Annotated in this window: 14 protein-coding genes and 1 tRNA gene; 12 read left to right on the top strand and 3 right to left on the bottom strand. The window is 65.4% G+C overall.

The genetic code is table 11. The features are described 5' to 3' along the window. Positions 1 to 493 (top strand): YgjP-like metallopeptidase domain-containing protein (locus EYB42_RS01575; RefSeq protein WP_205909941.1); only part of this gene is annotated, 493 nt, incomplete at its 5' end. A 276-nt stretch (positions 494 to 769) separates the two neighbouring features. Here EYB42_RS01575 and EYB42_RS01570 read toward each other — a convergent pair. Beyond that, positions 770 to 859: transfer RNA gene (locus tag EYB42_RS01570), tRNA-Ser, on the bottom strand. Positions 860 to 1,042: 183 nt separating this feature from the next. On the opposite strand from EYB42_RS01570, the gene EYB42_RS01565 reads away from it, so the two are divergent. From EYB42_RS01565 to EYB42_RS01535, 7 genes are all read left to right on the top strand, one after another. Beyond that, positions 1,043 to 1,918, top strand: coding sequence for a DUF2059 domain-containing protein (locus tag EYB42_RS01565; protein ID WP_167850877.1), 876 nt, complete (start codon positions 1,043 to 1,045; stop codon positions 1,916 to 1,918). A gap of 185 nt (positions 1,919 to 2,103) precedes the next feature. Next, positions 2,104 to 2,544: a 50S ribosomal protein L21 gene (gene rplU, locus EYB42_RS01560; RefSeq protein WP_135447414.1), complete on the top strand. Its 441-nt coding sequence runs from the start codon at positions 2,104 to 2,106 to the stop codon at positions 2,542 to 2,544. A gap of 6 nt (positions 2,545 to 2,550) precedes the next feature. After that, complete coding sequence (rpmA, locus tag EYB42_RS01555; protein ID WP_135447412.1) at positions 2,551 to 2,820, top strand: 50S ribosomal protein L27; 270 nt, start codon at positions 2,551 to 2,553, stop codon at positions 2,818 to 2,820. 177 nt (positions 2,821 to 2,997) lie between these two features. Beyond that, positions 2,998 to 3,549, top strand: coding sequence for a GNAT family N-acetyltransferase (locus EYB42_RS01550; protein WP_135447410.1), 552 nt, complete (start codon positions 2,998 to 3,000; stop codon positions 3,547 to 3,549). Between the two features lie 267 nt (positions 3,550 to 3,816). Further along, positions 3,817 to 4,839: a GTPase ObgE gene (gene obgE / locus EYB42_RS01545; protein WP_135447408.1), complete on the top strand. Its 1,023-nt coding sequence runs from the start codon at positions 3,817 to 3,819 to the stop codon at positions 4,837 to 4,839. Next, positions 4,827 to 5,957, top strand: a complete 1,131-nt coding sequence (gene proB, locus EYB42_RS01540) for a glutamate 5-kinase (RefSeq protein ID WP_135447407.1) — start codon at positions 4,827 to 4,829, stop codon at positions 5,955 to 5,957. Before obgE ends, proB begins: the two co-directional genes overlap by 13 nt. Before the next feature lie 79 nt (positions 5,958 to 6,036). Further along, positions 6,037 to 7,296: a glutamate-5-semialdehyde dehydrogenase gene (locus tag EYB42_RS01535; protein ID WP_135447404.1), complete on the top strand. Its 1,260-nt coding sequence runs from the start codon at positions 6,037 to 6,039 to the stop codon at positions 7,294 to 7,296. Here EYB42_RS01535 and EYB42_RS01530 read toward each other — a convergent pair. Then, positions 7,286 to 7,882, bottom strand: a complete 597-nt coding sequence (locus tag EYB42_RS01530) for a histidine phosphotransferase family protein (protein ID WP_135447402.1) — start codon at positions 7,880 to 7,882, stop codon at positions 7,286 to 7,288. The two genes, EYB42_RS01535 and EYB42_RS01530, sit on opposite strands and share 11 nt — an antisense overlap. A 50-nt stretch (positions 7,883 to 7,932) precedes the next feature. Between EYB42_RS01530 and EYB42_RS17530 the strand changes: the two genes are divergently transcribed. The 3 genes from EYB42_RS17530 (at position 7,933) to EYB42_RS01515 (ending at position 9,816) form a co-directional block, all read left to right on the top strand. Then, positions 7,933 to 8,091, top strand: coding sequence for a DUF3553 domain-containing protein (locus tag EYB42_RS17530; protein WP_240783929.1), 159 nt, complete (start codon positions 7,933 to 7,935; stop codon positions 8,089 to 8,091). A 121-nt stretch (positions 8,092 to 8,212) separates the two neighbouring features. Beyond that, on the top strand, positions 8,213 to 8,995 hold the full coding sequence (locus tag EYB42_RS01520; protein WP_135447398.1) for a GNAT family N-acetyltransferase: 783 nt from the start codon (positions 8,213 to 8,215) through the stop codon (positions 8,993 to 8,995). Then, positions 8,992 to 9,816 (top strand): lysophospholipid acyltransferase family protein, encoded by an 825-nt coding sequence (locus EYB42_RS01515; protein WP_135447396.1) that lies wholly within the window; start codon positions 8,992 to 8,994, stop codon positions 9,814 to 9,816. Before EYB42_RS01520 ends, EYB42_RS01515 begins: the two co-directional genes overlap by 4 nt. A 184-nt stretch (positions 9,817 to 10,000) precedes the next feature. Here the strand turns inward: EYB42_RS01515 and EYB42_RS01510 are convergent, their stop codons facing one another. After that, entirely contained in the window at positions 10,001 to 10,621 is a 621-nt protein-coding gene (locus EYB42_RS01510) for a thiamine phosphate synthase (protein WP_135447393.1), read from the bottom strand. 137 nt (positions 10,622 to 10,758) lie between these two features. Here EYB42_RS01510 and EYB42_RS01505 point away from each other — a divergent pair, with 137 nt between their 5' ends. Then, entirely contained in the window at positions 10,759 to 11,496 is a 738-nt protein-coding gene (locus EYB42_RS01505) for an RNA methyltransferase (protein WP_135447391.1), read from the top strand. Positions 11,497 to 11,980 lie beyond the last annotated feature (484 nt).

Raw genomic sequence — 11,980 nt, 5'->3', positions numbered from 1 at the left:
GTTCAAAAGTCCCATGTGGATCACTCCGTTGCCCCCGCCGCTCACCGCTCTGGGGGAAGGTTCACATGGCTCAATTCTCAGTGGAAATTATACGCCTACCCGGCTCAGTTCTGGGTGGAAATCAACACCAGCAGGCTCAACGACCGATCAGAAAGCACATTGGATGGCAACGTGGTACAGGTCGCAGCTGCGGGAAAAGGCAGCTCCGCGCATCGCGAAGTGGTCGGATCGGCTGGGCGTACTGATGCCGCGATGGGGCATCAGGTTGATGAAGACGAAGTGGGGCAGCTGCAATACCGAGAAGGGGCTGGTGTGGCTGAACCTCGACCTCGCGAAGAAACCTCTGGCCGCCCTCGATTACGTCATCCTGCATGAGATGGCCCATTTCGTGTCACCGCGACACGACGATCTCTTCCTGAGCACGCTTAATCGGCACATGCCGGGATGGAGGCAAATCCGAACCGACCTCAACGCGCTACCCCTGTCGGAATGAAGCCCGACGAAAAAGTTTGACTTCTGTTCCTTCTCGCGAACGCCACTGGCATCGAAGTGTTCAGGTGCTGCGAGGCGTCATCCCAATACTTTCATGGTGTTACAGGCTTTACACCTGAATCACGCAGTCGAGAGGTCCAGAGAATATCGGCCCCGAGAGACTGCTTTCAGACCTCGTGGCGCAGGAAGCAGTGCTCAGCGCACCCCACATAACCCTCGAAAACAACGGGAAAATCGTTGCCCCTTCCTACGCAGAGAAAAAACTCCAGCAGGCAAGTGGCGGAGAGGGTGGGATTCGAACCCACGGTAGGCGCAAACCTACAACGGTTTTCGAGACCGCCACGATCGACCACTCCGTCACCTCTCCGCGCTTCAGGGGTCGTCTATGTGGCGGGGTGGATACCCGGCTCTTGCGGGATGCGCAAGGGCCAAATCGAGAGGTTCGGGGCATTGCGCCGCCCGCATGTTCACGCCCAGTTGCGTCCGGGACGCTTGGCAAGTGCCGGGGCAGGGGTTACCTCTCGGACAGATCACACAGGAAGGGACGCGCATGCCGCTTCACCGTCTGGCCCTCATCGCGCTCCTGTCGCTGTCCGCGCCCGGCCATGCGCAGACCGCCGTTCCTCAGGCCGGGGAAGCGCCTGCGCAGTCCGAAGCCCCAAGCCGTGCAACCGAGGCGCTGCTTGAGGCGCTGAGGCTTGACGAGCTTCTGGCCGTGATGCGCGAGGAGGGGCTGGCACAGGCCGGCACCCTTCAGGCCGACATGTTCCCGTCAGGTGGCGGGACCGAATGGGTGCGGGCGCTGGACGGCATCTATGATGTCTCGCGTCTGCGCAAAGGTTTTGCGGCGGCGATCGAGGCAGAGCTGGGGGGTAACCCAGAAATCCTGTCCGAAATCCTTGCCTTCTACGCCACCGACCTTGGGCAGCGCGTCGTCCTGCTTGAGATCGAGGCCCGTCGCGCCTTTCTGAACGAGGCCGCCGAGGATGCCGCCCGTGTGGCGGCCGACAAGCGGCGTGCAAGCCGCGATCCGCGCGCGGGACAACTCGAACGGTTCATTGCGGCGGGCGATCTGGTAGAGATGAATGTTGCCGGTGCGCTGTCGGGCAATCTTGCCTTCATGACCGGCATGAACGACAGCGGCGCATATGGCGATGGTTTGCCACGCGACCAGCTTATGCAGGATGTATGGGGCCAGGAAGATCAGATCCGTGCCGAAACGCGGTCGTGGCTCGAGGCCTATCTCGGGCTTGCATACCAGCCGCTGGACGATGCCGAGCTAGATGCCTACATCGCCTTCATGGAAAGCCTGGCCGGAAGGCGGCTGAACGGCGCGCTGTTCATCGCCTTCGACCAGGTTTTCCGCCGCGTCTCCTACGAGCTTGGCCGGGCCGCAGGGGTTGCGATGCTTGGCACCGACATCTGAGGATCGCGCGCCGCCCCTTGACTTTGCCTTGGTGCCGCCCGATAAGCGCGCATCCCGGCGTGCGGCGACTCGCGCCGGGTCTGTGTTTTTGATGACGCCCGCAAGGGCGCGCTGTCCGAGGCGGGGAAACCCCGGGAACGCCCGAAAGGGGGCCACAGGGCGCGGAGCGAAGGAAGGAAAGACCCATGTTTGCGGTCCTCAAGACCGGCGGCAAGCAATACAAGGTGCAGGCGGGCGACGTGCTGCGCGTGGAAAAGCTTGATGCCGCGGCCGGTGACAAGATTCAGTTCAACGACATCCTGATGGTCGGCACGACCGTCGGTGCGCCCTTCGTGCCCGGCGCGGCCGTTCAGGCCGAAGTGATCGACCAGATCAAGGGCGAGAAGGTCATCCACTATGTCAAGCGCCGCCGGAAGCATTCCAGCCAGCGCACCAAAGGCCACCGCCAGCACCTGACGCTGGTGCGCGTGACCGAGGTCCTGGAAAAGGGCGCGGAAAAGACCGGCGTGAAACCGGCGATCGGCACTGTTGCCGCGCGTCGCGCCGCGCATGAGGCGCCAGGCGCCGCTGCCTCGAAGGCCGAAAAACCGAAGCGCGCCGCCAAGGCCGCCGCAGTTCAGGAGTAAGTCCCCATGGCACACAAGAAAGCAGGCGGTTCGTCCCGCAACGGTCGCGACTCGGCCGGTCGTCGCCTGGGCGTGAAGCTCTACGGTGGCCAGCATGCCATTCCCGGCAACATCATCTGCCGCCAGCGCGGGACCAAGTGGTTCCCTGGCCAGGGTGTCGGCATGGGCACTGACCACACGATCTTCGCCACGGTCGAAGGGCGCGTGACCTTCAAGAAAGGCCTGAAGGGCCGCACCTTCATTTCGGTGCTCCCCGTCGCCGAGGCAGCCGAGTAGGTCGAACCTTTACAATAAGATTGTAGATGGGGGATCGGCTGAAGGGCCGGTCCCCTTTCTCTTTCGCGCTGAGGGATTGTGGCGGTCCGCCGTCGGCACCGCCGCGAAAGGGCCAAGAAAACGGGCGATTGCATGAGTAACCGGCAATCCCCACATGTGCTTCAAAGGAGGGAAGCCATGCTTCAGGAAAAGATCGCCGCAACCCCGGTCACGATCGAGACCGAGCGGTTCACCCTGCGCCCGGCGCGCAAGTCCGATGCCGGACTATTCGCGCTTTACGCCGGCGACAAGCGGGTTGCAGAGGCGACGCAGGGCATCCCCCATCCCTTGCCACCCGGCGCGGCCGAGGCGTTTTGTGCCCGGGCCATGGCCTCCGGCGGCGATGAGGATATCTGGGTCATGGATGGCACCCGCTCGGGCCTGCCCGAGGTGCTGGGGGTGATCAGCCTGAAGAAGATGGATCGCAACCAGTCCGAGGTCGCCTTCTGGGTCGCGCCTGCCTTCTGGAACCTCGGCATCGCCTCCGAGGCGGTGCAGGCACTGGTCGATGCGAACCCGCAGCAGAACGCGACGATGTTCGCCGAGGCCTTCCAGGACAACCCCGGATCGGCGCGCGTCCTGGCCAATGCCGGCTTCCAGTATCTCGGCGACGCCGAAAGCTTTTCCGTCGCCCGCGGAGTGACCGTGCCGACCTGGACCTATATTCGCAAGCTCGACCCCAAGGGCTGACGGTGGCACCCTGCGGCGCGGCTTGCGCCGCAGGTCCATCCTCTCGTCGCCGGCCTGCGCGCCCTCCTCGGGGGGGCGGGGGTGTGAAGCCCGCTCCGCACGAGCCGGTTGGCCGGAACGGCCAGAGGCGAGACGCCGGCACGCGGCGCCAGCCGCGCCATTCCCGGACTGCTGGCCCGGCTGTACGTCGGGCCATGCCGTCGCTTGAGCATCGTCCCTGCTTCCTGTATCCCCTCTTCCCTGACCTGTCCCCGAAAGCGCCCCCCGATGAAATTCCTTGATCTCGCCAAAGTCTATATCCGCTCCGGCGGCGGCGGGGCGGGCTGTGTCTCGTTCCGACGCGAGAAATTCATCGAATTCGGCGGCCCCGATGGCGGCGACGGCGGCCATGGCGGCAGCGTTTACGCTGAAGCGGTCGAGGGCCTGAACACCCTGATCGACTACCGCTATCAGCAGCATTTCTTTGCAAAGAACGGTCAGCCTGGCATGGGCAACCAGCGCACCGGAAAGTCGGGAGAGGACATCGTTCTGAAGGTGCCTCTGGGAACCGAGATCCTCGATGAGGACGGGGAGACTGTGATCGCCGACCTGACCGAACCGGGGCAGCGCGTCTGCCTTGCCGAGGGCGGCAACGGCGGCTGGGGGAACCTGCGCTTCAAGTCCTCGACCAACCGCGCACCGAACCGGGCCAATCCCGGTCAGCCGGGGGTGGAGCGCACGATCTGGCTGCGGCTGAAGCTGATCGCCGATGCTGGCCTCGTCGGCCTGCCGAACGCCGGGAAAAGCACCTTTCTTGCCGCCGTCTCGAACGCCCGGCCGAAGGTCGCCGACTACCCCTTCACAACGCTGGTCCCGAACCTTGGCGTCGTGGGCATCGACGGCCATGAATTCGTCATGGCCGACATTCCCGGTCTGATCGAGGGCGCCTCGGAGGGCAGGGGCCTTGGCACACAGTTCCTGGCGCATGTGGAACGCTGCAAGGTGCTTCTGCACCTGGTCGATGGTACATCATCCACTGTGGTCAAGGATTACCGCACCATAGTGACCGAACTTGAGGCCTATTCCGCCGTGCTTGGTGACAAGCCCCGCATCCTGGCCCTGAACAAGACCGACGCCATGGACTCGCGTCAGATCAGTGACCGCCGCCGTGCACTGGAAAAGGCCAGCGGGGGGCCGGTGCATGTGATCTCCGGCGTTTCCGGCAAGGGGATCCCCGAGGTGCTTCGTGCGCTTTACGCCACGATCACCGCCGCAGAACCTGCGCAGGAGCCAGCGCCATGGCAACCCTGACTGCGGCCCGATCCGCGCCCGATGTGCGCAGCGCAAGGCGTCTGGTCGTCAAGATCGGCTCGGCACTGCTGGTGGATCGTCGTGCCGGGCTGAAACAGGCCTGGCTTTCGGCGCTGGCGCTTGACGTGGCAGAGGCGAAGGTCCGCGGCAGCGATGTCGTGCTGGTCTCTTCCGGTTCGATCGCACTAGGGCGCAAGATCCTCGGACTGCCGGATGGCGCTCTGACCCTCGAACAATCCCAGGCCGCCGCTGCCGTGGGCCAGATCCGCCTTGCGCGCGCCTATGAAGAGGTGCTGGCTCCGCATGGCATTACTACCGCGCAGGTGCTGGTGACGCTGGAGGATACCGGGGACCGCCGCCGCTACCTGAACTCCCGCGCGACGATGGAGACGCTGCTCTCCCTCGGCGTCGTGCCGATCGTGAATGAGAACGACACGGTGGCCACCGACGAGATCCGCTTCGGCGACAACGACCGGCTGGCTGCTCAGATCGCGGTGACGGTGGGGGCGGATCAGCTGATCCTTCTGTCCGACGTGGACGGTTTCTACACGGCGAACCCCAAGGAAGACCCCACCGCCACCCGCTTCGACGTGGTGGACCAGATCACGCCCGAGATCGAGGCGATGGCGGGCGATCCGATCAGCGGCCTGTCAAAGGGGGGGATGAAGACGAAACTCCTCGCCGCCCGCACTGCCGTTGCCGGCGGATGCGCCATGGCAATCATGGAAGGTTCGACCCTGCGGCCCCTGAAGGCGCTGGCTGAGGGCGCGCCGCGTACCTGGTTCGTCCCCACCGCCGATCCGCAGGTGGCGCGCAAGCGCTGGATCAACGCGATGAAGCCGAAGGGGGAACTGGTGCTGGATGCTGGCGCCGTCGCCGCGCTGAAGGCAGGGAAAAGCCTGCTGCCGGCGGGGGTGACGAAGGTCACCGGTAGCTTCGGGCGCGGCGAGCCGGTGGCGATCCTCAGCCCCGAGGGCGCGGTTCTTGGCAAGGGCCTTGTGCGCTACACTTCGGCCGAGGCGCGCAAGATCGCCGGTCACCGGTCTGGCGAGATCGAGGCGATCCTCGGCTATCAGGGCCGCGCGGCGCTGGTGCACCGGGACGACATGGTGATTTGAGGCACAAATTCCTTCATGAAGGACTTTGCCAGAATTCTTTCCCAAGAATTTTTGGCTTCCAGCAAGAGGACGTGAGACGATGGACGGCCAGTTCACCGACCTGATGACCGAGATCGGCACCAAGGCCCGCGCAGCAGCAGCCGAGCTGGCCTGCGCCTCCTCGGAACGCAAGGCCGCCGCTCTGATCGCGGCCGCAGACGCCGTCTGGACCCGGCGGCAGGAAATCTTCGACGCCAACACCCTTGATCTCGACGCCGCCGACCAGCGCGGCATCACGCCCGCGATGCGCGACCGACTGCGCCTGGACGAGAACCGCCTGCGCGGGATCGTCGATGCGCTGCGCATGATCGCGGAACAGAAGGATCCGGTCGGCCGCGTGCTGGCGGAATGGGACCGACCGAACGGCCTGCATATACAGCGCGTGGCCACCCCCCTCGGCGTGGTCGGCGTGATCTACGAATCCCGCCCCAACGTCACCGCCGATGCCGGTGCGCTCTGCCTCAAGTCGGGCAACGCAGTCATCCTGCGCGGCGGGTCGGAAAGTTTCCAGACCTCCGAAGCGATCCACGCCTGCATGGTTGCGGGCCTGCGCTCGGCCAATCTGCCCGAGGCGGCGATCCAGTTCGTCCCCACCCGCGACCGCGAGATGGTCACGGCCATGCTGCAGGCCACCCAGTACATCGACGTCATCGTGCCCCGCGGGGGCAAGGGACTCGTGGGCCTGGTCCAGCGCGAGGCGCGGGTGCCGGTCTTTGCGCATCTCGAAGGCATCTGCCACGTCTATGCCGATCGCGACGCCGACCTGGAAAAGGCCCGCCGCGTGGTGCTGAACGCCAAGACCCGCCGCCCCGGCATCTGCGGCGCGGCGGAATGCCTGCTGATCGACTGGCAGTTCTACACCAAACATGGCGGCGTCCTGATCGAGGATCTGCTCAAGGCCGGGGTCGAGGTCCGCACCGAGGGCGAGCTGCTGAAGATCCCCGGCACCAAGCGCGCCGCGCCGGACGATTTCGGGCGCGAGTTCCTGGACATGATCATCGCCGCGAAACTGGTGGACGGGGTGGACGAGGCCATCGCCCATATCCGCCGCTACGGCAGCCAGCATACTGAAAGCATCCTGACCGAGAACGACGCTACCGCGCAGCGTTTCTTCGACCGGCTCGACAGCGCGATCCTGATGCGCAACGCCAGTACGCAGTTCGCCGACGGCGGCGAATTCGGCATGGGCGCGGAAATCGGCATCGCAACCGGCAAGATGCACGCGCGGGGCCCCGTGGGGGCCGAACAGCTGTGCAGCTTCAAGTATCTGGTGACCGGCGACGGCGCGATCAGATCCTGAGACTGACCGAGGTCTCGCCGATCTCGGTCACCAGCCGCCGGCCCTGCCGCGCCAGTTCCTCGGCCACCAGCGCGAAATGCACCTGGCCTGCCTCGATTCCCGCCGGTGGGCGGGGTTCGGCCAGCACCTCCCACAGCGCCGATTCGATCTTCAGTCTCGGCGCCTCGGCCCGGATTGCCCAGCCCTCGGCTGTCTGTTCGACCTGCACCTTGCCGCCGTAGGCCAGTGCGCTTTCCAGGCAGTGCAGCAGCAGGAAGACCAGCCGCACGTCGCGGCGCGACAGGTCGCCCTGGCTGGTCCAGGCATAGCCGATGCGACCGGCCCGGCCGAGGTCGGTCAGGATCGACAGCACCTCGGTCCGCGCCACGCGCTGTTCGCCTCGCGCAGCGCCGAAACTGATGCGGAAGAAACGGATGCGCGCGTTGGCATGCGCCACGCTGTCGGCGATCAGCGCCAGTTCCGGCCGGGCCGCACCCGTCTCCAGCGTCAGAAGTTCCACCCCGTTGCCTATTGCCCCTATCGGACTGATAAGGTCATGGCAGATGCGCGATGCGATCAGGGCAGGAAGGTCGGGCTTGTCTTGCATTGGGAAACTTGCGGAAAGGGACGGACGTGACAGGATTGCTGCAGCCGGGCATGCTGGTGCGCCACCCGGATCGGGCCGACTGGGGCCTTGGTCAGGTGCAATCGGTGATCGGATCCCGGGTCACGGTCAACTTCGAACATGCTGGAAAGGTGGTCATCGACAGCAAGCGCATCTCTCTTGTTCCTGACTTCGGGGATTTTCGCCCATAGTGCGAATCTTGCCGCGAAACTCAACCTGTAATAGATGTGCCGCCTTGCCCTTTCCGGGTGACGGTTGCAATGGGTCCGGGCGGGGGATAAGTCAGGAAAGCCCCATGCCGAAGCAAGGACGATGACGGCCGAAGACTCGCCCTACGCCCTGCGGCTTGCCGCGACGGACGAGGATATCCTGTCCGCGCAGCGGCTGCGCTACGAGGTGTTCGTGGCCGAACTGGGCGGGGACGGGCCTCTGGTTGACCACGAGGCCCGGCTGGAACGCGATGCCTTCGATCCGTTCTTCGACCACCTGATCCTGGTAGATCGCCGCCGCGACCCGGCGAACCTTGACCATGTGATCGGTGCCTATCGCATCCTTCCCTGCGACCGACGTGCTGCAGCGGGGCGGTTCTATTCGGAAACCGAATACGACCTGACGCCCTTGCTGAATTCCGGCCGCAAGCTTCTGGAACTGGGGCGTTCCTGCGTGCACATCGACCACCGCGGCGGGGCGACGATGTTCCATCTTTGGAACGGCCTGGCCGAATATGTGCTGGAAAGGGGAATCGAGGTGCTGTTCGGCACCGCCAGCTTTCACGGCACCAACATTCCGGCGCTGGCCCAGCCGTTGGCCTATCTGCACCACAACCATCTGGCACCGCCCGAGATGCGTGTCCGCGCGCTTCCGCCCAACCGGCAGGAGATGGACCTGATCCCGAAGGATCGTCTCGACCGCCGCGCCGCGATGGCCGCGACGCCCGCGCTGATCAAGGCCTACCTGCGCCTTGGCGGCTTTGTCGGCGACGGCGCCTGGATCGACCGTGATTTCAACACCACCGATGTCTGCCTTGTGATGGACACCGGCCAGATGTCGGCACGTCACCGGGATTTCTACATGCGCAAGGCCGGGCAGGGATGAGCGACTGGCTGACGGCTCCGGTGCCGCCGGCGGTGCGCATCGGCCCGCTGGGCTGGCTGCGCGTCCTGTGGCGGGGCTCGCTGATCGGATCCTTCTGCTATGGCGGCCTTGTGTTCCTGCTGCTGGTGCGCCTTGTCGAATGGCCGCTGTGCGGTGCAGCCCGCCCTGTGACACCCTGGATCACCCAGGCGGTCTGCCGCGCCTCGCTTTCCGTCCTGCGCCTGCCGCTTCTGGTCCGGGGCCGGCCGATGACGGTCCCTGGCGCGATCGTGGCCAACCATTCCAGCTGGCTGGACATCCTTGTGCTGAATGCCGCGACCCGTGTCTATTTCGTCGCCAAGTCCGAGGTCTCGGGCTGGCCCGGCATCGGCTGGCTCGCCCGCGCGACCGGCACCGTATTCATTGCCCGCAAGGGAACCGAGGCGAAGAAGCAGCAGGAAATGTTCGAGGCTCGCCTTCAGGCCGGCCATCGGCTTCTGTTCTTCCCCGAAGGTACCTCGACCGACAGCATCCGCGTGCTGCCGTTCAAGTCCACGCTGTTTCAGGCGTTCTTTTCGCCCGCACTGGAACGGACGATGCATATCCAGCCGGTGACCGTGGTCTATCATGCGCCGGACGGCATGGACGCACGGCACTATGGCTGGTGGGGCGACATGGATTTCGCCAGCCACCTGCTGAAGATGCTGGCTACCCCGCGGCAGGGCAGGGTAGAGGTCATATTCCACCCCGAAGTGCCGGTGGATGCGTTCGAAAACCGCAAGACGCTGGCGCAGCACTGCGAAAGAGTGATCCGCACTGCCCATCCGAACGCCGAAGCGTAGGGTGAACTACAGCGCACCAAGCCCTGGCCTCATCCTTCGGGGCCGATGGCTGACGTTCGACTGCGGCTCCGCGCGCAGAGGGGGCATGACGAAGCGGGCAAGACCAGGACAAGGGACGCCGCCGATCGCCCGGATTGACACGTCGAACGCCAGCGGCCCCGCGTGTGGCACCATGCCCGCCCTGTCACCCCAGCGGTGCCATAAGGGACTTCAGCGCGGCAAGCGGATCTTCCGCGCCCCAGATTTCCTCGCCTACCGCGAAGAAATCGGTCACCGGCCCGAAGCGCGCGACCAGTTCGGCCGTCAGAGCGCCCTCGGCAACCACCGGAACCTCGATCACTTCCGTCCACCATTCGAACAGTTCGAACTCTGCCCGGCTGCCATCGCCCAGCCGCGTCTCGCCTACCGGCCCGAAGGCGATGTAATCGGCCCCCGCCTCGCCGGCGGTCATGCCCTCATGCTTGCTGGCCCGGCAGAAGGCGCCGACGATCGCATCGGCGCCAAGCTCCTTCCGTGCCTTTCTGACCGACCTTGCGCCATCGGTCAGATGCACGCCGTCCAGCCCCAGCCTTTCGGCCAGAATCAGGTGGTTGTCGATCACCACTGCCACATCGCGGGCGTGGGCGACCTCGCGCGCGGCATCGGCGGCGCGCATCAGCGTATCCTCGTCCTTCGTGCCCAGCGACAGCCGCAGGCAGGCGATCGCGATCCCATCCAGCACCCGGGCGATCCGGTCGGAAAAATTGTCGGGGTCGAAGCTGGGGGGGGTGATCAGGGTGATCTGCGGGTGATCGTCAGAGGGCATACAAGGGCTCCGGCGTCGGGGTTTTCGCCGCTCTACCAGCCTTTCGGTCGCTTGGCTACCGGCCGCGGGGCCTGTCCTTGCTTGCCAGCCTGCCACGCCTCGCCTATCTGGCCTGCAATCCCAGCAGGAGCCGTCGCATGATCCCGCCTGTCTTCATCCTTGTCCGGCCGCAGATGGGCGAAAACATCGGTGCCGCCGCGCGGGCGATGCTGAACTTCGGGCTGGAACGGATGCGGGTCGTGGACCCGCGCGACGGCTGGCCGAACCCCAGGGCTGTGGCCATGGCATCAGGCGCGGGGCGGGTGCTGGATCAGGCGGGGCTTTTCCCCGACCTGCCCGCCGCGATCGCCGATTGCGACTATGTCTTTGCCACGACGGCGCGGGGTCGCGAGCTGGTGAAGGAAGTCGTCACCCCGGAACATGCCATGGAATTCACCCGCGCAATGGCGGCCGAGGGCAAGCGGGTGGGTGTCCTCTTTGGTCCCGAACGCGCCGGACTGGAAAACGATGACATCATCCGGGCCAATGCCATCGTGACCGTGCCGGTAAACCCCGATTTCCCCTCGCTGAACCTCGCGCAATGCGTGCTGCTTCTGGGGTACGAATGGCGGCGGCACGGAGCCACGGTCGCGCCATCGGTGATGGAGCTTGCCCGGACGGATTTTGCCAGCCGCGAAGAGGTGAACCGGCTGGCGGACCATTTCGAGGAACGGCTGGAGATAGCGGGCTTCTTCTTCCCCGAGACAAAGGCCGAGGGCATGAAGGCCAACCTGCGCAACATGTGGGGCCGGCTTGGCCTGACGCGCGCCGAGGTACAGACCTTCCACGGCATGCTGCGCCAGATCGCCTGGAAGCTGAAGAAGCAGGGCGACTGACCGCCATATGGCACGCTGCCGGCATCCCGCCTCCCTCTCCCTCTCCCGCGAAGGGGAGGGACGGGCGAGTGGCCGCCTTGCGCAAAGGTTCGGCCTGGTCCGGGCGGCCTTCTGGGCCATGATCCCGCCAGAACACGATGCGGTCAGGGCCTGTAACGAGGCAGGATCAGAAGCCGCCCGGGGCAGAGGCCGCTACCCGGTGCGGGCCGCATCACAGCCTTGTCAAACGCCTGGCTACTTGCCCGACGGGCCGTCACCAGGAACGGCAATTCCGTGGCGGGGCATCATCCGCATGAACGATCCCTGCCTGTCGGGGGGCAGAGAGCCTGTCCGGGCCCCGACGTGCGCCCATGTCTCGGGCTGTAGCGCGGTTGAGGGGGTGACGTGGATCAGAATGTCGCGTTCCGTCGCACCAACCTTGCCGATCTCGTTATCGAGGCATTTCGCTCCAGTGCAACCTGGGTGATGAGCCTCTTCTCGGGCC

It is taken from the genome of Tabrizicola caldifontis, from assembly GCF_004762095.1.
Lineage (GTDB): Bacteria > Pseudomonadota > Alphaproteobacteria > Rhodobacterales > Rhodobacteraceae > Tabrizicola > Tabrizicola caldifontis.
This window is presented reverse-complemented; position numbering and strand designations above follow the sequence as displayed.

Coding starts and splice junctions, on each gene's coding strand:
- EYB42_RS01565 (WP_167850877.1), top strand. CDS start 1,043: ATGCCGCTTCACCGTCTGGCCCTCATCGCGCTCCTGTCGCTGTCCGCG.
- obgE (WP_135447408.1), top strand. CDS start 3,817: ATGAAATTCCTTGATCTCGCCAAAGTCTATATCCGCTCCGGCGGCGGC.
- rpmA (WP_135447412.1), top strand. CDS start 2,551: ATGGCACACAAGAAAGCAGGCGGTTCGTCCCGCAACGGTCGCGACTCG.
- EYB42_RS01515 (WP_135447396.1), top strand. CDS start 8,992: ATGAGCGACTGGCTGACGGCTCCGGTGCCGCCGGCGGTGCGCATCGGC.
- EYB42_RS01510 (WP_135447393.1), bottom strand. CDS start 10,621: ATGCCCTCTGACGATCACCCGCAGATCACCCTGATCACCCCCCCCAGC.
- rplU (WP_135447414.1), top strand. CDS start 2,104: ATGTTTGCGGTCCTCAAGACCGGCGGCAAGCAATACAAGGTGCAGGCG.
- EYB42_RS01520 (WP_135447398.1), top strand. CDS start 8,213: ATGACGGCCGAAGACTCGCCCTACGCCCTGCGGCTTGCCGCGACGGAC.
- EYB42_RS01550 (WP_135447410.1), top strand. CDS start 2,998: ATGCTTCAGGAAAAGATCGCCGCAACCCCGGTCACGATCGAGACCGAG.
- EYB42_RS17530 (WP_240783929.1), top strand. CDS start 7,933: ATGCTGGTGCGCCACCCGGATCGGGCCGACTGGGGCCTTGGTCAGGTG.
- EYB42_RS01505 (WP_135447391.1), top strand. CDS start 10,759: ATGATCCCGCCTGTCTTCATCCTTGTCCGGCCGCAGATGGGCGAAAAC.
- EYB42_RS01535 (WP_135447404.1), top strand. CDS start 6,037: ATGGACGGCCAGTTCACCGACCTGATGACCGAGATCGGCACCAAGGCC.
- EYB42_RS01530 (WP_135447402.1), bottom strand. CDS start 7,882: ATGCAAGACAAGCCCGACCTTCCTGCCCTGATCGCATCGCGCATCTGC.
- proB (WP_135447407.1), top strand. CDS start 4,827: ATGGCAACCCTGACTGCGGCCCGATCCGCGCCCGATGTGCGCAGCGCA.